At 62.0% G+C, this 18441-nt stretch carries 23 protein-coding genes; 3 read left to right on the top strand and 20 right to left on the bottom strand.

Annotation, left to right across the window (positions count from 1 at the left end):
* Nucleotides 1-45 precede the first annotated feature (45 nt).
* The 19 genes from NG895_RS17845 to NG895_RS17755 form a co-directional block, all read right to left on the bottom strand.
* Entirely contained in the window at nucleotides 46-675 is a 630-nt protein-coding gene (locus NG895_RS17845; RefSeq protein ID WP_252853877.1) for a hypothetical protein, read from the bottom strand.
* 129 nt (nucleotides 676-804) lie between these two features.
* The gene (locus NG895_RS17840; RefSeq protein ID WP_252853876.1) at nucleotides 805-1014 is read right to left on the bottom strand and encodes a hypothetical protein; all 210 of its coding nucleotides are present in this window, start codon (nucleotides 1012-1014) and stop codon (nucleotides 805-807) included.
* A gap of 150 nt (nucleotides 1015-1164) precedes the next feature.
* Nucleotides 1165-1563: a hypothetical protein gene (locus NG895_RS17835; RefSeq protein ID WP_252853875.1), complete on the bottom strand. Its 399-nt coding sequence runs from the start codon at nucleotides 1561-1563 to the stop codon at nucleotides 1165-1167.
* On the bottom strand, nucleotides 1563-2408 hold the full coding sequence (locus NG895_RS17830) for a LamG domain-containing protein (RefSeq protein ID WP_252853874.1): 846 nt from the start codon (nucleotides 2406-2408) through the stop codon (nucleotides 1563-1565). Before NG895_RS17830 ends, NG895_RS17835 begins: the two co-directional genes overlap by 1 nt.
* A 6-nt stretch (nucleotides 2409-2414) precedes the next feature.
* Nucleotides 2415-2921: a hypothetical protein gene (locus NG895_RS17825; RefSeq protein ID WP_252853873.1), complete on the bottom strand. Its 507-nt coding sequence runs from the start codon at nucleotides 2919-2921 to the stop codon at nucleotides 2415-2417.
* Between the two features lie 215 nt (nucleotides 2922-3136).
* Complete coding sequence (locus NG895_RS17820; RefSeq protein ID WP_252853872.1) at nucleotides 3137-4294, bottom strand: phage major capsid protein; 1158 nt, start codon at nucleotides 4292-4294, stop codon at nucleotides 3137-3139.
* Nucleotides 4295-4353: 59 nt separating this feature from the next.
* The gene (locus NG895_RS17815; RefSeq protein WP_252853871.1) at nucleotides 4354-4827 is read right to left on the bottom strand and encodes a capsid cement protein; all 474 of its coding nucleotides are present in this window, start codon (nucleotides 4825-4827) and stop codon (nucleotides 4354-4356) included.
* Between the two features lie 66 nt (nucleotides 4828-4893).
* Nucleotides 4894-5772 (bottom strand): hypothetical protein, encoded by an 879-nt coding sequence (locus NG895_RS17810; protein ID WP_252853870.1) that lies wholly within the window; start codon nucleotides 5770-5772, stop codon nucleotides 4894-4896.
* 204 nt (nucleotides 5773-5976) lie between these two features.
* Nucleotides 5977-6162: a hypothetical protein gene (locus NG895_RS17805; RefSeq protein ID WP_252853869.1), complete on the bottom strand. Its 186-nt coding sequence runs from the start codon at nucleotides 6160-6162 to the stop codon at nucleotides 5977-5979.
* A 185-nt stretch (nucleotides 6163-6347) separates the two neighbouring features.
* Entirely contained in the window at nucleotides 6348-7712 is a 1365-nt protein-coding gene (locus tag NG895_RS17800; RefSeq protein WP_252853868.1) for a phage portal protein, read from the bottom strand.
* A 126-nt stretch (nucleotides 7713-7838) separates the two neighbouring features.
* On the bottom strand, nucleotides 7839-9395 hold the full coding sequence (locus NG895_RS17795) for a phage terminase large subunit family protein (RefSeq protein WP_252853867.1): 1557 nt from the start codon (nucleotides 9393-9395) through the stop codon (nucleotides 7839-7841).
* Between the two features lie 38 nt (nucleotides 9396-9433).
* Entirely contained in the window at nucleotides 9434-9898 is a 465-nt protein-coding gene (locus tag NG895_RS17790) for a hypothetical protein (protein WP_252853866.1), read from the bottom strand.
* Nucleotides 9899-9946: 48 nt separating this feature from the next.
* Nucleotides 9947-11077, bottom strand: a complete 1131-nt coding sequence (locus NG895_RS17785) for a hypothetical protein (protein WP_252853865.1) — start codon at nucleotides 11075-11077, stop codon at nucleotides 9947-9949.
* A 94-nt stretch (nucleotides 11078-11171) separates the two neighbouring features.
* The gene (locus NG895_RS17780) at nucleotides 11172-11723 is read right to left on the bottom strand and encodes a ParB N-terminal domain-containing protein (protein WP_252853864.1); all 552 of its coding nucleotides are present in this window, start codon (nucleotides 11721-11723) and stop codon (nucleotides 11172-11174) included.
* 4 nt (nucleotides 11724-11727) lie between these two features.
* The gene (locus tag NG895_RS17775) at nucleotides 11728-11985 is read right to left on the bottom strand and encodes a hypothetical protein (RefSeq protein WP_252853863.1); all 258 of its coding nucleotides are present in this window, start codon (nucleotides 11983-11985) and stop codon (nucleotides 11728-11730) included.
* A gap of 171 nt (nucleotides 11986-12156) precedes the next feature.
* Nucleotides 12157-12996 carry a hypothetical protein gene (locus tag NG895_RS17770; RefSeq protein WP_252853862.1) on the bottom strand — a complete coding sequence of 280 codons (840 nt, stop codon included), beginning with the start codon at nucleotides 12994-12996 and terminating at the stop codon, nucleotides 12157-12159.
* 119 nt (nucleotides 12997-13115) lie between these two features.
* On the bottom strand, nucleotides 13116-13316 hold the full coding sequence (locus tag NG895_RS17765; RefSeq protein WP_252853861.1) for a hypothetical protein: 201 nt from the start codon (nucleotides 13314-13316) through the stop codon (nucleotides 13116-13118).
* A gap of 43 nt (nucleotides 13317-13359) precedes the next feature.
* Nucleotides 13360-14316, bottom strand: coding sequence for a S1 family peptidase (locus NG895_RS17760; protein ID WP_252853860.1), 957 nt, complete (start codon nucleotides 14314-14316; stop codon nucleotides 13360-13362).
* A 127-nt stretch (nucleotides 14317-14443) separates the two neighbouring features.
* Nucleotides 14444-15019 (bottom strand): hypothetical protein, encoded by a 576-nt coding sequence (locus NG895_RS17755; protein ID WP_252853859.1) that lies wholly within the window; start codon nucleotides 15017-15019, stop codon nucleotides 14444-14446.
* A 363-nt stretch (nucleotides 15020-15382) separates the two neighbouring features.
* Here NG895_RS17755 and NG895_RS17750 point away from each other — a divergent pair, with 363 nt between their 5' ends.
* The 3 genes from NG895_RS17750 to NG895_RS17740 all read left to right on the top strand — a co-directional run bounded on the left by NG895_RS17750 (nucleotide 15383) and on the right by NG895_RS17740 (nucleotide 17088).
* Nucleotides 15383-15889 carry a hypothetical protein gene (locus NG895_RS17750; RefSeq protein WP_252853858.1) on the top strand — a complete coding sequence of 169 codons (507 nt, stop codon included), beginning with the start codon at nucleotides 15383-15385 and terminating at the stop codon, nucleotides 15887-15889.
* A gap of 158 nt (nucleotides 15890-16047) precedes the next feature.
* Nucleotides 16048-16308 (top strand): hypothetical protein, encoded by a 261-nt coding sequence (locus tag NG895_RS17745; RefSeq protein WP_252853857.1) that lies wholly within the window; start codon nucleotides 16048-16050, stop codon nucleotides 16306-16308.
* Nucleotides 16309-16458: 150 nt separating this feature from the next.
* Nucleotides 16459-17088, top strand: coding sequence for a hypothetical protein (locus tag NG895_RS17740; protein ID WP_252853856.1), 630 nt, complete (start codon nucleotides 16459-16461; stop codon nucleotides 17086-17088).
* A 644-nt stretch (nucleotides 17089-17732) separates the two neighbouring features.
* Here the strand turns inward: NG895_RS17740 and NG895_RS17735 are convergent.
* On the bottom strand, nucleotides 17733-18296 hold the full coding sequence (locus tag NG895_RS17735) for an HYExAFE family protein (protein ID WP_252853855.1): 564 nt from the start codon (nucleotides 18294-18296) through the stop codon (nucleotides 17733-17735).
* Nucleotides 18297-18441 lie beyond the last annotated feature (145 nt).

Below are 18441 nucleotides of genomic sequence, written 5' to 3'. Positions count from 1 at the left end.
TCGTCGTGCGGTCCCAGGGTTGCGTTACAAAGGCTACCCCGGTTCTCACTCACGTCGCACCACCGCCGCCGCCAGATCCCCCAGCCTTTCACCCCCGCTGTAGCTCACCAACCGATACACCGTCCCATCACCACTCGCCAGGCGATGGTTGTGATCCAGCGGCGTGTCGTCGTCCAATAGCACTCGGTAGGTTGTCGTCGACGTGATGGGCGTGCTCGACTCGTCCACCGTGGTCTCCAGCGGCTGAATCCGGGCGTGCACCGCCGGCCGGAACGTGGTCCAACCGGTGATGGCGCCCGCATCCCACACGGCCAGTTGAATATCGACCAAACAATCGAGGCCATGGGCGATGCGCAGATTCCGCGCTTCGCACTTCAGCCGGGTGTTGCCTTGCGTTCTCTCTACAGCGAGCAGCGTATAGTACTCGCCCTTGGTGTCGCGAATCCGATCGCCCACTTGCGGCGGCCGCACCTCGGCGGGCCACTCGAACTGCCACACCACGTCGGTCGCGGGGGCGTATCCGTCCGAGGGTTCGCGCTCGGTCGTGCGGTGGCTGTAGCGCCAGGCCACGTCGATGTCGGTCGATGTGCGCGATCCGCGCCGCAGCAGCACGATGGTCTCGCTGGCGTCGACAATCGCGGCGAAGTCGCCCACGGGGTTCCAGGTGATGGTCATCGTTGTCCTCGTCGTTGATGGTGGCCGTTCGTTTGTGGCCGTTCGCTCCGCGAACGAGCGTTGAATGAACTCAAGTTGGACCGGGGGAACTTGCTGCTCTTCACTCGTTCGCGGAGCCAGCGGCGACACTCAGATGCCTCGCGAGCGGATTTCGAACGTCTCGGCTTCAAAAATCTTGCGGTCGCACCAGTCGACCGTCGCTTGGAGCGATTCGACGTACTCCTGCCAGTGCACCCGCTGGCCGTCGAGCCAGTAGGTCGGCTTGGGATCGGCGCGGATGTCTTCAATCTGCGCGAGCGTCGTGGTGCGGATGGTTTCAAGTTGCTGCGTATCAGTCATTTGAGAATTCAGGGGGCGGGGGTCAGGGGGCAGGGGAAAGCAATGGAAAGCGTGGAGGGAGCACATAACTGGAATTGAGAGTAAGGAAGTCTGCACTGGCGTAGCCAGTTCCGTCGTCCCTGACCCCCGACCCCTGAATCCTGACCCCTCCTAAATACACTTCACCAGAAAGCGAAACACAATCTTCTGGCCGGCGACAGGCGTCACTTCGTACCGCACCTGATAGTCGACGCCGGCGTTGGGGAAGGCGTCGTCGGTCGAAACGTCCAGGTCGTGGCGAAAGTTGTACCCCACATCGTCAACCGCCCAAGGCCCGCCTGTTTGCAGGCTGTCGTAGAAGACATCGTCGACATCGAGCTCCACGTTGTCGTGCCCGTCGATCGGCGACAGGTAGTCGTGGCTCGAGTGGTCGACTTCCAGCACGCTGTAGTGCACCGCCGCAATGTCGCTGGTGGTCACCGACTGGCCATCGGATCCCACGATGCGCCCCATCAGCACAGCGGGGCCATTCTTGAATACGGTGCCTCGGATATCGGTTGCGATAGCCATCAGTTGAATACCTCGCCAATCGGAGATGTAGCGCCCGCCAGGACGCCCGGAAGAAAACACGCAGCCGCCTGGCTGCCATCGGTGTTAATTGTGGCCACCTTGCAGCGGTACGGTGCCACGGCGGAACTCGCGGGCATGCTGCGGCATAGCGTTACGGCCGATCGAGGCCCGATCACCCGCGGGTGTGCAGCCGTGGCAAAGGAACCGATCGAAGTAACGGTGGGGCCGATACCAGGGCGATTGAGTCCGCGTACCAGGTCTTGATACAGCACTGGCCACACGCCTTCGGTAGCCAGCGACAGAGGCGACAAGCCTGCTGCCAGGCGGGCGACGTGCGCATCGGTCAAAGCCTTGTCCCACAGGGACATTTCGGCCATTGAGCCATCAAACCAACCGGTGGCTGCATCGATTCCCAGGGTTGCATCGTCGGTGTTGGCCACCAGTTGGCTATGTCCCACGGTGCTTTGCACGTACGCGTCTTTCGTGCCGTTAACGTAAATGCGGAGTCCCTGGCTCACTCCGGCTTCGAACACCATCGCAACATGACACCACACGCCGGCGGTGTTGAGCAGATTGTTGGACCCTTCGACACGCAGCGGTCCGACATCGGTGTTGACCAGCACGGCCAGCGTGTTGATGCGGCCGGTTGTGTAACCCACGTCGTCTCGCCACAACGACCAGGGCGACGTCGCCGAGACGGCGGCGCCGCGAATGGCGATCACCGCGTCGGCGTTCACGTCGTTCAGCCGCACCCAGCCTGCGATGCTCAGTTGACTGGCCCCACTCAGCGCATCGAGAGATCCGAGAACGACCCGCGAATTGCTACCTGCAAACGATAGTGCCATGGCGAGCTATACCTCCCGCAGTTCAACCGCCACCAGTTCGGCGTCGTCGGTCATGGTGTCCGAACCGCTGGTGGCCACCCGGCTGACGCGTAGCCGAAACGACTCGCCGGCCGCCGGATTGTCGGCATCCGTTGCGGGCAGGTCGATGATGGTCTGCATTAACTCACCGGCACTGGTCGACGTGGCGGTCGAGGCCGTGGCGGCCGCGCCAAAGTCGTCGTTGTCCAGATCATGCGTGCCCAAGGTGCTGTCGTCGATGTGGTGTCGCTCGAACTCCGCTTGCCAGACCACATCGCCGGTCGTGGCGGAGGTGGCGGCCCACGTGACCACCACCCGCAGGTCGCCGCCCGCGTAGTCTTGCGGCAGCACGCTGCAAAAGTCGATCGACTCAGCCGCCGTGTCGTCGAAGTCGAGCACGATATGGTCGTTCCGCACGTCGAGTTGGGCGAAGTTGGCACTCGGCGGCCGCCCAGCCAGGGCGTCGAATACGGAGAGTGTTTTGGAAGTAGGCATGGTGGAAATGTCCAATGACGAATGACAAAGAACGAACCAGGCGAGCCGAAAGTGTTAGCGCCCGGAGCTGAGCAAAATGACCAATGTCGAACTAACAATGACCAACGGAGGGAAGCAGCAAGTTTGCGTTTGCGGCTCTTGAGAATGGAGAGGGTTGGGAGTCGAAACGTAAAACTTGAACAGGGAGACTTCCCTCATTGGTCATTGGTCCTTGACTACCCCGTGCACTTCACCACAAAGCGGGGATCGATCACGGCCGCGGCGCCGCGTTCGCTCGCCTTGAATCGCAGCACGATGTCCTGGGCGAACTCCGCTTCGCTGCCGCGGGGGGCTTGCGTCACGGTAATCGGCCAGTTTTCCATGTAGGCGAACGCCTTGCGGAAGTCGCCCAGGAACCACCACTTCTTGGCATCGGCCGCCGTTTCGCCCGAAGCCACGATCCGGCGATAGGCCAGTCGGCTCTCGGCCACGGTGTAGTTGCCCAGCGGGTTGGCCGCCAGCGTGGAGGTCGCGCTATTGGCCGCCGAGTACTGAATCTCGGCCGCGTTGAACACCCGGTGCGCCGCGTGGCGATAAGCAGGCATCACTAGCACGGTGGTGCCGGAAACCAAAACCGGCTCGCCCGTGTTGGGATCGAGGATGTCGGCCAGCAGTTGTTCGGCCGCGTCCACGTTTTCCCAGTCGACTAGCTCGTTGCTTGCCAGTTCGTTCACCCAGTCGCCACTGGTCTGGTAGGTGTCGTAGCTGGTGCCGCGCCACTTGTAGTTGTTGGTGACGCCGATCACCAGGTCGAGCAAACGCTTCTCCTTGTTCAGGCCCAACAGTTCGCCCACTTCGCTGGCGCGACGCAGGATCAAGTTCGTGCGGTCGAAGAAGATCGCCTCCTTGGTGACCGGGACGATGAACCCCCGCTTGGTGGTGGCGGGCGTCTCGATGTAGTCCTCGCCGAAACCGACGTGCGGGAACGGCATACCCGGTCCCACCTCGGCGTCGACGTCTTCCAGTCGGCCAACGCCAGGAATCTTCTCGCCATCGAGTCGCGTGGGCACCGTATCGACCAGTTTCGACACGACGAACGCCTGCTGCGCGTAGGCGTCGAGAATCTTCGAGTAGATCACTTGTCCAGCAACGCTCTGAAACGCCGTGGTGTCGACACCGTCCGCTGCTTCCAGCACGTGGGTACCGCCGGACCGCGGGTCGAGCGTCCGCACCCACTCGCCTCCGTCGGGCACCAGGGCCTCGGCCAGGTCGCGGATACTGAAGTCCTCGGCCACCAGGTGTTTTTCGCGGAGCGCTTCACTCAAATGCTCGACGGTTCGCTCGCCGCCATCGAGTTGATACCGCCGCTTCAGTTCTTTGTAGGCAATCGTCACGTGTCGTTCCTTGTTGAGGATGGTTGGCTGTTAGTTGTTGGTGGTAGGATGGTCACTTGTTACGCAGCCGCTTGGGGGCCGCCGCGGGTTACGGTGCCGACGATGTCGACGTACACCGAACTGCTGGCCGAGGGCTCGCGCTTCGCGCAGCGGCCGATTGCCAGGTTTTCGGTCGCCACGGCGATGGCCTGCTGGTCTTCGAGCGCCGTGCCACCGGCATTCTCAGCGGCGCCCACCAGGTCGCCGACTTCGAACGTGGTCGACACGCAGTCGAGTTCGAACACCCCGGTCGTGGCCACCCGAATGTCGGTCACCTGGCCCGCACTGGAGGCCTGCATCGCCACCCCGACAAACGCATCGTGCAGGGCCTCCTGGTTGGCGGCCGGGGTGCCGCTGTCGCTCTGGCTCGACGCGGGCTTCGCGTCGTCCGTGTCCAGGTAAACCAGGTCACCAATCTCGATCACGGTCGCGGCATCCACCGGCAACATCACCGGGTTCGTGTCGCCATAACGCCATCGCATCTTGTTAGCCATTTGAAAGTCTCCAGAGGTTGAAAGTTGGTTTTTGTGTCATCCTGCGAGCGGAGCGAAGGGTCACGTTCACCGCCGCAGCGACGCCGCGAACTGCTCGGCCGTTTCCGCAGGACGGCGCGGTTCACCGGCCAGCCACTGCTGCTCACGTGCGACGATTGGCCGGTAGCCGCCAGTCGCACTCCGTGCGAGGGCCGCCCGATCGGCCACCAGGGTTTCAAGCACCTCTTCGCTGGCGGCCGATATCAGCGTGTCCAGGAAGGCCGGTGTCGTCACTCTCTCAGCGTGTCTGGCGCCGGGCAGTGGCAGGTTGTGCTCGGCCAGCAATTCCGCGATCCGAACGCGGCGTTTCAGCAACGCAAGTTGCTCCACCAGCGGACGCTCGATCGCCTCGACCAGATCGGCCCGCTCGCTCGAGAGCCGCTCGACGGTGAGCGACTCCAGCAGTTGGGCATTGGCCGCGGTGTGCTCGAACAGTCCGCGCGTGGTGGCTGGGTCGGCCACCAGGTCGACGCTTTCGACGCGGGTGATCGCTTCGACGACGGTCGTGTCGCCCTCCCGCTTGGTGCGGGCCAGCACGTTGTGCGACAGGCCCACCTGTTCGGGTGCGTGTTGGGCATCCCAGGCAAGTTGCTCGGCCAGGGCGTGCTTGGGATTGAAGTGCAAATCGCCAAACAGCCCTTCGCCCGGGCGGTGTTTTACCTCGCGAACGACGCCCAGGCGGTCCTGGTAGTCGCGCGGCGCTATCGGCGAGCCCTTGGGGTGATTCACATTCACCTTGGCCCCCTCGTACAGCGGTATCGCACTGGCCAGGGCCGCTTCGCGGTAGGTGCGTCCGTTTTTCGAGGCGAGGCCCAGCAGCTTCACGCCCCGCAGCACACCGCGCTCGGCGTCCACGCGAATCGATTGGCCCGTTGAGTCGACAAATTCTTGCAGTCGTTGTTCCATGTGTAGTTGGGAGTTGGAGGTTAAGTGTTGGAAGGAGTTGCCATAAAAAAAGCCCATCATCGAGCGCGCGTGTGCGCTCGATGATGGGCTCGTTGCGATACCGGCCGTTTCGGCCAGCTCGATGCGATACCGGTTAGGGTTATAAGCTCCAGGCTTTAGGCTGTTGGCTTTCTTTCTTATCGCTGAGAGCCGTTAGCCAATAGCTCATTTCACCATTCTTTCGACGTTCACTTTCAGGTGTTGAATGTGTCCGTCCTGGATGCTCAGCGTGATGCCGGCGGTGCCATGGAAGCCGCGCTCCGAGGCGCTGGCCAGCAGCCTGGCAAATTCTTGTTGCGCCTGCTGGGCCTTCGATGGCTTCGTAACTGGTTGGCGAGTTGCAGTTGTCATACAGCCCAAGATAGCAATTGGAGCAACGATTTCTACGGCGATTTTTTTACACGTGCGATTTTGTAGGAGTTGTTTCGAAGTGGTGTTTTGCTGGGGTAAGCAGCGAGCCGGAAACGTCAGTGGCCGGAGCTGTTGGAATGACTAATGACGAATTAACCATGACCAATGATGGCAGACAGAATCGCTCATTGGTCATTGGGTACGTCGTCATCCGACATTCCCCCCTCGTGCATCATCCGGTTCTGTTGTTCCTGGTCGTAGTCGAGGCCCAGTTGCCGGCTCCACGTCTGCGGCGAGACGATGCCGCGGCGGTAGGCCAGGTCCATTATTCGGGCGTCGTCCAGTGCGTTGCGGCTCACGACCTCGGGCGGGGTGATTTGGACGTCGACCAGTTGGCGAGTGTTCGCCGGTAGCCTGCCTGTGGCCACGGCGTTGGTTACCACGCGCCACATCACGTCGCGGTCGTCGCGGGCCATCGCGGCTTGCAGTCGTTCGAACATCCGTACCGCGGGACCCTCGGCTACCATCGTCGAGGCGTAGTTGGCGTTTGATGCGTCGCTGGTGAACATGAACTCGGGCATCACCAGCCGCGCGGCAATCGCGCGTAGCTCTGCCTGCAGGATGGACACAAACGCCGAGGCGTCGACCCCTGTGGCGGGGAAGTCGTACTCCACGTGGGCCGGCGCGTCGAGAATCGTGCCTGCGCCGTATTGCGTAAGTTGCTCGATGCGACCCGAGGGCGTCGCGGTGGCCGCATCGGAGCCGCTAGCGACCAGTTGTTCGACACCGGTTCGCGTGGCGGCGCGATGCTTGCGAATCAGGGCGATGGCCGATTGGATCTCGGCCACGACGCTCATGTTCCGCAGTAGCTTCTCTGCCCGTCGCAGATTTTTCCGCACCGGCGTGTAAAGTGGCAATCCCCGCTTGGCGTTGCGGTCCACGTTCGCGCGGCGGTGCTGTACTTCACTGGCGTCGAGCAGCACCCCGTCGACATAGTAGCCCCGCACCGTTTCGACGTCGGCCGGGTCGGTCAATACGCCGTGACTGGCCGCGGGGTCGTCGCGCAGACGGTCGGGCGTGCGAACGTCTTCGGGATCGATAAACCGGACGCGCGTCTCACCACTCGGGTCGGTGAACAGCCGCAGCAAGGCTTCGCCATCGCGATCCATCCGCCGCACGATCTCCTGCTGGCGATTGTGCCACTCGTTAGCTTCGAGGAATTCGTCCAGCACCCGCTGCACCTCACTGGCCAGGGCGTCGGGGGCCGCAGCGTGCTTGCGAATCACCGCCTGGTATGTGTGCCCGCTGCCCACGATGTAGCTGATGCGATTCTCGACGCCGTTAATGGCGTACTCGTTCGTTACCAGCAACTGCCGGCAATCGCGGCGAACGTCGGCCAACCGCTCGAGGGCCAACGGATGACTGGCCGAACTACCAGCCGCCACGTCCTGCCACAACTGACCATCGTCGCCGGCGAGCGCTTCGCGGGGATCGACAAAGTCGGAGATCAACGTTTCGAAGGCTTCGTGGAGTTGCTTGAGATTGTTCATGTGTGTCTCCTGAGTGTCTAACTTGTCGCGGATCGGCGCGGATCAGAGTGAACGGAAACGGATCCGCGCCAATCCGCTCAAATCCGCGTGCATCCGCGACTGATTTCCTTCTCCAAAAATTCGTGGTTACTTCCGCAGCGCCAGGTCCTCCGCCAACCGCAAAGCCATCTCCAGCGCATCCGGCCCATCGTCGTGCGCGCCGCCGGGGAAGTCGCGGAGTTGATCCACCAGCATCCGTGTCGAGTGCGAGTGGCGCTTGAACCGCAGTCTTCTTCTCGACAGGTGCTGGCCGAGGCGGCGGATGCGGACTTGTTTGTTGGTGTGGTTGGTGATCGTGGCGGGCGCGATCTGCAGTTGCCCCTGGCGGCGGAACTCGGCCGCGAACTCGTCGGCCAGCAGGTCCTGCCACTGGTTGGCTTCGACCCCGAACACCGCGGGGCGGAACCGCTCGCAGATGGCCACCCCGTCGGTCACCATTACCGGCGTGGGACGGCGGGCCAGGTCGGCATCGACGTACAGCACCCCGTCGGCATCGATACCCAGCATGACGAAGGCCGAGTAATCGCCCCGCCGGGCGTCGGCCCCTTTGCTGGGATCGAGCGCCACGGTGCGGAGCACCAACTCGTCGGGCCACTGGTCGAACCACAGGTGTTCGCCAAAGTACTCCTCGGGCCACTCGCAACCATCGGGATCGATCGGTGCGCCTTGCTTCTCCCGCTCGAACGCCGTGCGGCCGCTTTCCACACGCATCTGCATCAGCGTCAGCAGGTCTTCGACCTCGGGCCACAGTACTTCGGCGCCGCCGTGCATCGCCGTGCGGTTCACTTCATAGAATTTGCGGGCCGTCTCTGCCGCGTTGGGGTCGTCGGCACGAGTGTAGAGCCGCTCCCACTTCCGCCACAAGTCGTCGCGCTGAGGCCACCGTTCGATCGCACGAAACAACCGGCTCTGCCAGCCCGGCGTCGTTTGCAGTTGCATGGCCAGCGCGTCGCGGTGCAGCGCCGTGGCCAGGTTGACGATGTTGGTTCGGGGAGTGCCCGCCTTGAGCAAGGTGCCGTGAAACCAATTGCGTGACGAACTCCTTTGATTGGCGCTCGACATGTGGGCGTCGTTCTGGATGTCGTCGCATACAATTAACGTGGGGCGATGCTCGCCCCGCCGGCGGCCGCGAATCCGCTGCCCGGTGCCGTACGCTTCGATGGCGACCCCATTTGGCAGTTTGATGGCCGCCGCCTGCCACCGCGGACCGGTGCCACACGCCCCGGGGTACGCCGCAGCCAGCAGCGGGTTGCCCGTGAGTTCTGACTTGACGTTCTCCAGGTGCATGCGGGCTTGAGCTTCGGTGTCGGAGACGATCCAGATGTACGGTTCCCACGCCTCGCACGCGGCGCGGAGCACGTATGCCAAGGTGCCAAGCGTCGACTTCGCCCCGCCGCGCGGCCCGATCACATTCAGCTTGCTACCCCGCCGGGTGTGAAAGGTGCCCAGCTGCTCGGCAAGCCATCGGTGCATCGCCGAGGGCGGTGCCGTGAAGTGCCCAGGCAGGTATCGCTGTCCCCATTCGATAAGGTCGACCGCCGCCACCCGCGCGTTTCGGCGGGTCCGCAGTTCGGATAACTCGCGGGCGAGCTCCTGACGTTGTTGCCGGAGGAAGTTCAAAGGGCTGGACGTGTGTCGAAGCATCGCGTTGGTCGGAATACAGGGACAAGTCAGCGGAAACGCTACTGGTCGTAGATGGTGGTGGAAGTGGAATCGGCAAAGCGCTCGGCGGCAAAACTCGGGATGGACAGTTCTCCCAGCCCGGCGATCAGGCGGTCGTGGTCGTCGGCATGGCGGACTTCGCGGTCGACCAGCCGGGCGATGTCGCTGCGGAAGGCGGCGAACTGCTCCTCGGTAATCGTCCGCGGAGCCTTGGCCAGGTAGCGATGGCCGCGGCAGCGTTCGAGCCACCACACGCTGGCCCGCCAGTTCTTCGGTTCGTTGCCCGCCAGCCTCACGTTTTGGAGTTGGCGGACTTCGGTCAGGGCGCCGGCTCGGTGCGCGCGGTACGGAAACTGGGGCTCGCCGTGCATCGCCAATTCGAACTCCGCCGGCGACACTCCGGTTGCTTCGAGCGCCGTCTCCACGGGGCATCCCGCCGCCAGCACTCCAACTAGGTCGTGTACTTGTTGTTCAGTTATGGGCAAAACGCTGGTTCCTCATCGCATCGGGCGGATCAAGCTTCGCCTGAGCAGCTATTCCCCCACAAACTCAAACGACACCACGGCCCGTCCAGTGCTGCTGCGGTAGTTGTTGAAACCGCGGGTTCCGGTGCGCGACTGGCCGGTCTTCTTGACGCTTACCGCCTTCCAGTCACGCGACCGTTTGCAATGCTGGATCAACGCAGGGTGGCTACTGGTAACACTCACGCGGTGGCCTCGTTGGCGTTGCAGTTCGGCCACAGCGCGAACGCTCCGCATGCCGATACCGATGCCCTGGTAGTCGGGCAGCGTAACGATTCGCGTAAAGCGCCGGCGGCCGCGATAACCGATCACCGGAATGGTCGCGCAGAAGTTCACTGGCTCGCCACGCCAGGTGGTCAGGTAGCATTCGCTCTGCGGAGCAAGCGAGCCGCTTAAATAGTGATGACGCGCAAACAGCGGCCACGCCTTAAGCTCGGTGCGGTGAACTTCCAGTTCGATCTTCGGTCGCCGAAGGCACCTCCGGGTGAGTCGCCGCGTGGCCATGTCGAGCACCCAATCGGCCTCGAGCCACTCGGCCACGTCGTAGTGGCAGGTGACGGCCACAAACTGGCAACTCACCCTGCGGCCACGAATTGCCTTGGCCACAGCCGCCGAACAAACTCGCGCGACGTTGCGATCGACCACGCTGGTGAATTCGTCGAAGGCGACGCAGGGCACACGATTCGGCGGTTGGGAGGCCGCTGAGGTTTCGGCTGTCCCATTCGCCAGTGCGCGCGCCAGGTCGCAGCGGAAACGCTCGCCGTTCGAGAGCACCGCGTACGGTTTGATCCACGACGGTGGTGAGCTGAACCCCACGGCCGTCAACAATGCAGTCGTCTCGCGAACCGAAAAGCCCTCGAAGCAATCGATCACTGCCCGATCGGCCGGCCAGTCGCTGGCCGTGTAGAGCGAGTGGCCAAACGCCGCGCGGGCGACGCTCGACTTGCCACTGCCGCTGGGGCCAACCACGAGTCCGATCTGCCAGTCGTTGTCGGTGGGCAACTCCACATCGAATTCCTCGGTCAGTCGCTCGGCCAGCGGCACATCGAACATGCCGGCCACCTGTTGAACGCGGAACGAATCGTGGACGGGGCAGGAGAGAGAGATGTGCATGTTGTTCTGGTTCGTTGTAGTTCGTGTCATTCTGAGGGAGCCCAAGCAACTGATGGATCTACTGAATGCGGAATCGTTGTGATGGAGGGCTGTTCCGCCTTCCGAATTCCGAACTCCGCATTGGTCAAAGTGTCATCACCCGGCAGCGGAATCCTTCGCCACGAAGCCGGTTGAATAGCAGCTCCTGCTCCTCTTCGCCCTGGCACTCGACCACCACCTGATACGACTCGGGCACGTCGATTTCAGGGCGTTCGGCATCAGCGAGCAGGGGGGCGTTGTCGGGCTTCATGCCGGCAAACATCGACTCGACCGCTTCGCTTTCGAACTGCGCCTCGTCCAGCAAGGTCGCAAGGTTCTCCTGATCGACGCCCACCATCGTGGCCAGGGCATCGTGTGTCAGCAGCACCTTGGTTGCCTCTTGGTCGTCCAGGTCCACCACCAGCACGGGCACGGCCGCGTCCTGCATGGTTTCGGCCCGCAGATGACCGTCGATCAGTTCGAGCGTTCCATCGGCAAGTTCCCGTGCCACCACGGCATCGGCGAATCCCACGTCGGCCAGCACGCCCCGCAGCGCGTCGCGCTGCGCGACCGGGTGCGTCCGCCAGTTTCGCGGATTCGGTTTTAGCTCGCTCGCCGGCACGCGGCGAAGTTCTTTCACTCGGTCTTGGATGTTCATGTTTTTAATCACCATTCTGAAGTTCGTCGCGCGCGGCGAGACGCGTGACGTCGTTGCGGATTTCGTCCACCTTGGTATCCATGCGGTCGAACAGCAGGCAGTTGCGCTCGAGTTGCGACTCGAGCACCTTCATCCGCGGTTCGAGCCCGCGCACTTGCGTGGTGAGCGCAAAGCCCTCGATCACCAGAGCGAGCAAGAGCGCGAGTCCGCCCCAGCGAAATAGCATGGCTTGCAGACGGTGTTCGTGTTCTTTGGTGTTCATGGTTGTTGATGGAGTATTGATTGTCGCAAGATGTCACGCAGAGACGCAGGGGACGCAGAGAGAGGGAACTATCGAGCGAAGAGGGAAGCTGCAAATTCTGCTTGGTGCTTTTGGCCGCCCGATTCCCTCTGCTGTCTCCGCGCCTCTGCCTGACACAATGTTCCTCGCCAACTACGGAGTCGGCGCCGGGGGAATGATCGGTGCAGCAGTCGTGCCATTCACAGGTGTCGTGTTGCCGCCGATCGTGGAGTCGCTGCGCGACGAGCGGTAGAAGTTGGTCAGGTTCGTGGGCCAGGGGGCGATGTCGGCAGGCAACTCCGTCACGGGGATTCCTTCGGAGAGCAGCTCCAGCCGGTCTTCGGTCAGCACGCGGTCGAGTCGTGGTACCGTGTCGACCATTTCCGTGGCGGTGAAGAACTCGCCCGGGTTGTACGCGGCGAAGTCGGCTTCGGTGAGCACGAACCCATCGGCCGTGGCGGCGGTACGGTCCTTGCCAAACAGCTCGATCGCCATGTTGGCGTACACCCGCCGCAGATACTGGCCCACCAGGCCGGCGAACGCGGTGCTGACTTCCATCTCTTTGCGGTTCTCGGTGTGCTGCATTGCCTCGGCCAGCGAGAGCAGTACCATCTCGGCCCACCGTTTCAGGAATGGGTTGCGAACCTTGAAATACGGCACCGGGTACACGCGAAACACCTCGCCCGCGGGCCGCACGTGCTGCACCTCCATGTTCCGCTCGCCCGGCGGCACCGCGCGGCCCGCCAGGATGCTGGCCGCCCGCAGATAGAGCTTGTGGATTCGCTCCAGCGTGTTTCGCGACGGCGGGATTCGCAGGTCGACGTCCTCGTGATGCATGATGTGAAACAGGTTGCGACCAACCAGCTGTGTCCAGTCGATGATCGTCGGATTCAGGCTGCCGATGTCGTTCGACCAGTTCGGCACGGCATACCCGGCCTCGCCGAAGATGCCAACGTTGTAGTGAAGAATCGCATCGGAGTTCGTGATAGGCATGATGTTATTAGGGGCTAGGGACTGGGGGATAGAGATTGGCGAGCCGGAAGCGTCAGCGCCCGGAGCTAGGAGAAAATGACCAATGTCGAATTAACAATGCCCAATGAAAGGTGAGAGCATCATCCGTCATTCCCGTTCATCTGCTGCTGGATCAGACTTTCCAGTGTGTGCAGCGTCTCGACACTCGCGGGCAGCTTGCGGGCGACCTGGCTGGCGGCCCAGGCATAGGCGTTCTGGAACTTTGAAGTCTCGTATGGCACATAGGTGTTGGTCTCCACGACTTGCGGCTGGTTGGGTGGGGCTTCGAAGGCCACTGGCACGGCGCGTTGCTCGCGCTCGTTCCAGCGGTAACAGTAGGTGTCACTAGTGGTTTCGGTGTTGTTGGTGGGGTTGGTGGTGAAACGTCTCGGTGCGCGGACCTCCCAGGCCACGCCGGCGGGTACGGCGAACACGCACCAGAAACCCTGCCGCCACGATCGCCACGCCGAGCGGTGTGCTCACGCCCAGCGCGGCCGCGGCGAGCTTGAGCCAATCGCCCTCTGGCGTGACGACGCGCGGGGCAGGGGAGGGGAGTGATGGTTGGGAATGTGTTAGTTCCTTGAGCTGCTGTTCGATTCGTGCAAGTCGCTCATCGCAATCACAAACTCGATCCCCGCCCTCGTCGGAAGACGAGGGTTTCGTAACCAAGCGTCTTTGTGGCTGGTTGGAATTCTCGCGAATTCCGCTACGTTGATACCGCTCGACGAGTGCTCGCACGGGACCAATGGGCACCAGCGCTGTGCCGCCGCTGGGGTTGCCCCACACGACTCCCACCAACCGCCCCTGGCTGTAGACGCCGCCGCCGGAGTTGCCGCTGCGACTGGCGCCAGTGGCGAAGAACCCACCGGACCCAGCACCGTGGTAGCGGTTTGCGACCTGTCCGAAGTATTTGCGGAACGTGACTCCCGCATCGAACGCGCGGAACTGCACAGGCGTGCCGATCGAGACCTCGCAGCCCAGTTTCACGTAGGGCCACTCGGCGCGGACTGAAAGTAATGCGAGATCGTTCGCGCGGTCGATGGCCACGACCGTCGCCGGGGCCGAGCCGCCATTGCCGGCGTGCACCAGCACGCGCTGCTGGCCGTCGATCACGTGGTGGTTGGTGATGATGAGCGTACCGCCGCTTGCGCTGCGCGCCACCGAGGTGCCGCTGCCCCGCGAAGTGGGACACTCCACGCGAATGTCCATGGCGGTTGGCTGCGCCCGCTGCTCGGCAGGCAAGCACCGCCAGGTACCGTCGGACTGGCGAACGCATTCGGCGTGGGCTACTGAAAGACTCATCGCCGAGGCACAGAGCACACGGTGGAAAATTGGAGCGAGTGGTTTGAACACAGCGTCGCTTTCCAGGGTAGCGGCTACGTCGCAACCCTTCGCTGGGAGACAAGTTGAATTGTGTCGCTGCGTCGCTTTAGACCAACGTCAGCACGTATTGATAGAACGGGCTCTGCGCCAGGTCGGCCGGCTCGGTCAGTCGGTCGGCCAGGTGCGGAACTGGGTCGACACCACCGGCCAGACGGTCGGCCATCGCCACGGCCTGACTGCAGAACGGTGGGCGGCATTCGACTTGTTGATCTTCGAGGTTGGGGCGGGCGAACAGCCGTACGATCGGCAGGTGCAGCAGCGACGCCGTGGCGACACCGCCGTAGCCATAGTCGCAACCTGCCAGCCGCCGCATGTAACGCACGGAAGCCAGGCGGTCGTAGTATTTCCACCGCAGATCGGGATTGGTGCGAAACAGGTCGATGCGGCCGGGGTACTTGTGGACCTGACTGGCAAGCGTCACCGCGCGGCCGCCATACCACTCGCGAACCTCGCAGCAGAACGGCTCGTCGCCCCACCAGGCGAGCTTCGCCGCATGCGAATGTACGCCCCGCCCGGCAATGGCGATGAGCGATCCGAAGGACCATCGCCGCCGGCGAAACAACAACAGGTCGCCATCGAACAGCTGCGGCCGAGCATCTTGTAGCGAAACGTAATGTTGCATGGAACTAATGCCTGGTGCCTAGCGACAAACGACTACTGCAACAAAAAAAGCCCGCCGCGAGAAACACGTTTCTCGCGGCGGGCTCTTTTGGATACCTGATTCTTCCCAGCAAATGCGGGAAGCTTGGCTCCACTGGATACCTGCCAGTGACTTGATGCGTGAATTATGAACGAGTGTGTGTAAAAAAACTACAAAGAAGCGCGAAGAAATGGAGAATAGTCTGTGGTGTGGAGGGTACGCTGTGGCGGGGAACACGAATCGACGCTAACGCCCGTTGCCGACGCATTGCACAGAGTCGCTGTTGCGCCAGCCGGTACAATAGGATCGGCTGAAACTTGCGAGCTTGTTGAGGACTGTTTGAGCGTGGACGCTAACCTTTCATTCCGAGGTGCACCTACTGAACCGTCGCAGTTTCGGCTGCGTACGTTGCTGATTGCCTTCGTGGTCGTTGGCGCAGCATTGGGTATCTTTGGGAGGCTCCTGTTGCCATCGCCCGAGGAAGTCGAAACGGATCGGCTACGGCAAGAGCTTTTCCGTCGATACCCGACGATTGAAGCGTTGAATGCCGCGTTGGAACAAGAGTTTCGTACGGTGAATCCACCTTCCATTCGGGGATGGCGGTTCCAGCGTGCAAACAAGACGAATCAGTGGAACGGGTGGCGGAGGCGAGGTATCGCCTACTACGATCGCAACAATGACGGCAAAATCGACATGAAGTACCGCTACGAGCCACGAACGAGTACGAACGAATACTGGTGGGAGGATAGCGATTTCGACGGCGACTTTGACACCGAAGTGCAGCAAGGCTGTTTTCATCACAACGAGATCCCTCTTACGCCGAAAGTTGCGGTGCCTCGGGTGAACGAATAATCGTTCGGGCAATCGCGTAACGCGGTGGCCACCGCGGAGTTCCATAGGCGCGAATACGTGTTACCTCTCGGGATCTTTGGGCAAACCTTGCACGCACTTCGCTGTCGTTGATACAACGGAGTAGGTTTACGGCACACTCAGCTCAAGGAGACCACGCGATGGCAGAGAAGAAACTCGGTAGCGACAACCCCAAGGCCTACTTGCCGCTGGGGCACATCGATACGATCGAGAATAAGGCGCCCAAACCGGGCGAGCCGGCGCGGTGGGCCCGGGTGCGGTTGCAGCACGAGGATGGCTCGGAGGGGACGTTCCTGTTGACGTTTGAAGAACTGAAGAACGGATTGATTCGTGCGGAGACAAACAAGGAAGACCTGCCTCCCGAAGGATTGTTGCAGAAGCTGCAGAATCTGTTGGATTGAGCAGCGGCGATCACCCACTCGATGCCGGCCGGCAAATTCTTGACCCCTTCCGCCCACCGCCTGGCACTGTTATCGGTATCGAGTTGTGTACGTGGTGGGGGCTCGCGGAGCTTCTGGACGGGCAAGGTTGGATCCACACGGGAGGCGAACATGTTGAAGCAGATTCCGACGGTGCTATGGCTTGCGTTGGCGATTCCCGTGGCCACCGCCGCCGAGCCCAAGCCCATCACCGAGGCCTCCACGGTGCTGGCCATCTACAACGAAGACTGGGGCCTGGCGGCAGCGGACGGACCGCAATTGATCTTCTGCCTGTGGGACGATGGCACGCTGGTCTGGTCGGACGATCAACAGCACGGCGGGGCGCCTTTCCGTTCGGCACAGTTGTCACCCGATACGTTGACCAAGACGCTCAAGCAATTCGAAGACCGCGGACTGTTCGAGGTGCCAAAACTGAAGCATGCCAACTGGGGGCCGGATTCATCGTTCACCAAGATCGTCATTCGCGGCAAGGACCACCAACTCGAGATGGAGTCGTGGCACGAATTGTTCGAGTCGGGTGGCAAGACCATCGCGGCATCGCATGGGCTGACGGGGCTGAACGGCAAAAAACTACTGCCGGCGCTCGCCCAGGAGCCAGCCGAGTACCTGCACTATCGCATGACCTGGCTGGAATTACGGCTGGCGGCAGCCAACCTGATTCCCAAGGCGGGCACACCCACTGCAGGCACCGCCACAATGAAGGCCGGCAAGATTTCCTGGTATCCGGCAGTTGCGGAGTAGGCTTCGCTGGAGCACGGAACCGTGGTGTAGCGTGGAGCTCCGCCACGCCCGCGAACTCCACCAGGCGGTAGAATTCTCTGTTTTACGAAACGAAATCAGCGCTGCACGATGCGCCCCGGTACTTAAACAAAAAAACCCGTCTTCGAAAGCGAGCTTTCGAAGACGGGCCCTTTGGATACCAAGGTCCTTGGGGGGCTTAAGACCTCGGTTCCGTGGTCGGTCTTAGTGCAAGTTGCACACGCGTGACTTGTTTTGGTGTACCGTTTTGCTGGCCATCATTTCGGCAGCCCCCTGGAATGGTCGATTTTAAACCACTCTCGTACAACCAGTCTGGCATGCTGGTCGACGGCTTTCAACAGTTGCCATCGAAGAATCCGCAAAAAAGTGCACCGCGTACATATCGTCTAAAATTTCCATGTTCTTGAAGCTCTTAAATGGATTTCAAGAGTACCAAGCCCACTGAGCCGTGAGCCGCGGTTGGTCGCTGGTGCAAAGCCCTTGCACCTTTTTCCGAACTCGCATGTTAGAAACGTCGTAGTGGGGCTTCGCTCAGTAGGCTACGTTACGAGGCTCCCAGGGGTGGAGCTGTACGCAACCCCAATCTTGTAGGGGGGCAGTGTGGTCGCATCCAGGTAGCAGGGCGATCAGCGGCCCAGGAAGGTTCGCCAACTGGCCCCGTATTGGCGGAACGCCTCGGTGGGCATCGACACCGTGTCCCAACGAGGCGACAGCGTCCGGGCGGCGTGCCAGTAGTCGGCCAGGCGAACGCCGACAAAGCCATAGCGGCGGTCGCGAAAATGCCACACGTCGTCCGGCGGCACCGGAGAGCGGTCGGCCGTTAGCTCGAAGGCAAATACCAGCACGGGCGCAAAGTCATCGCCAAAGTAGCGGGCCCACTCGGCCAGGCTCCGCAGGTCGTCCCGAGTCGACCAGTTGCGCCAGTACTGCTTGTTGGTGCGGCCGGAGGGAAACTGTCGCCCCTTGATGTCGACCAGGTAGCTGGTGGGCCCCGGCGGCGAGACCAGGAAGTCGACACTCTTGAGCGATTGGCGACCCGTCTGCTGGGCCACGAGGCTCCGCCGCTTTTCGTCCACCGCCACGTAGGGGGTCCGCCACTCGCGCAGCAGGGCCTCGAACGCCGCCTCGTAGTGATTGTGCCGTTGTGCCATGGCTTGTGTGAAATGAATGCGGTGGGTGGCGCCCCTCACCCTACCATCCTCGGGAGCTTGCATCCATTAGAGAAATCCATGAAGTCCGCGGCAAAATAGCGTGGTAGGCGATTGGATGAACCTCGGAGAGCAAAGAGGTCACGGAGTTTTGGAACACCACTAACCGCTAATCATCTATTGGCGA

It is taken from the genome of Aeoliella straminimaris (assembly GCF_024054565.1).
Classification (GTDB): domain Bacteria; phylum Planctomycetota; class Planctomycetia; order Pirellulales; family Lacipirellulaceae; genus Aeoliella; species Aeoliella straminimaris.
The sequence above is the reverse complement of the archived record's forward strand: the minus strand, read 5'-3'. Positions and strand labels throughout refer to the sequence as shown.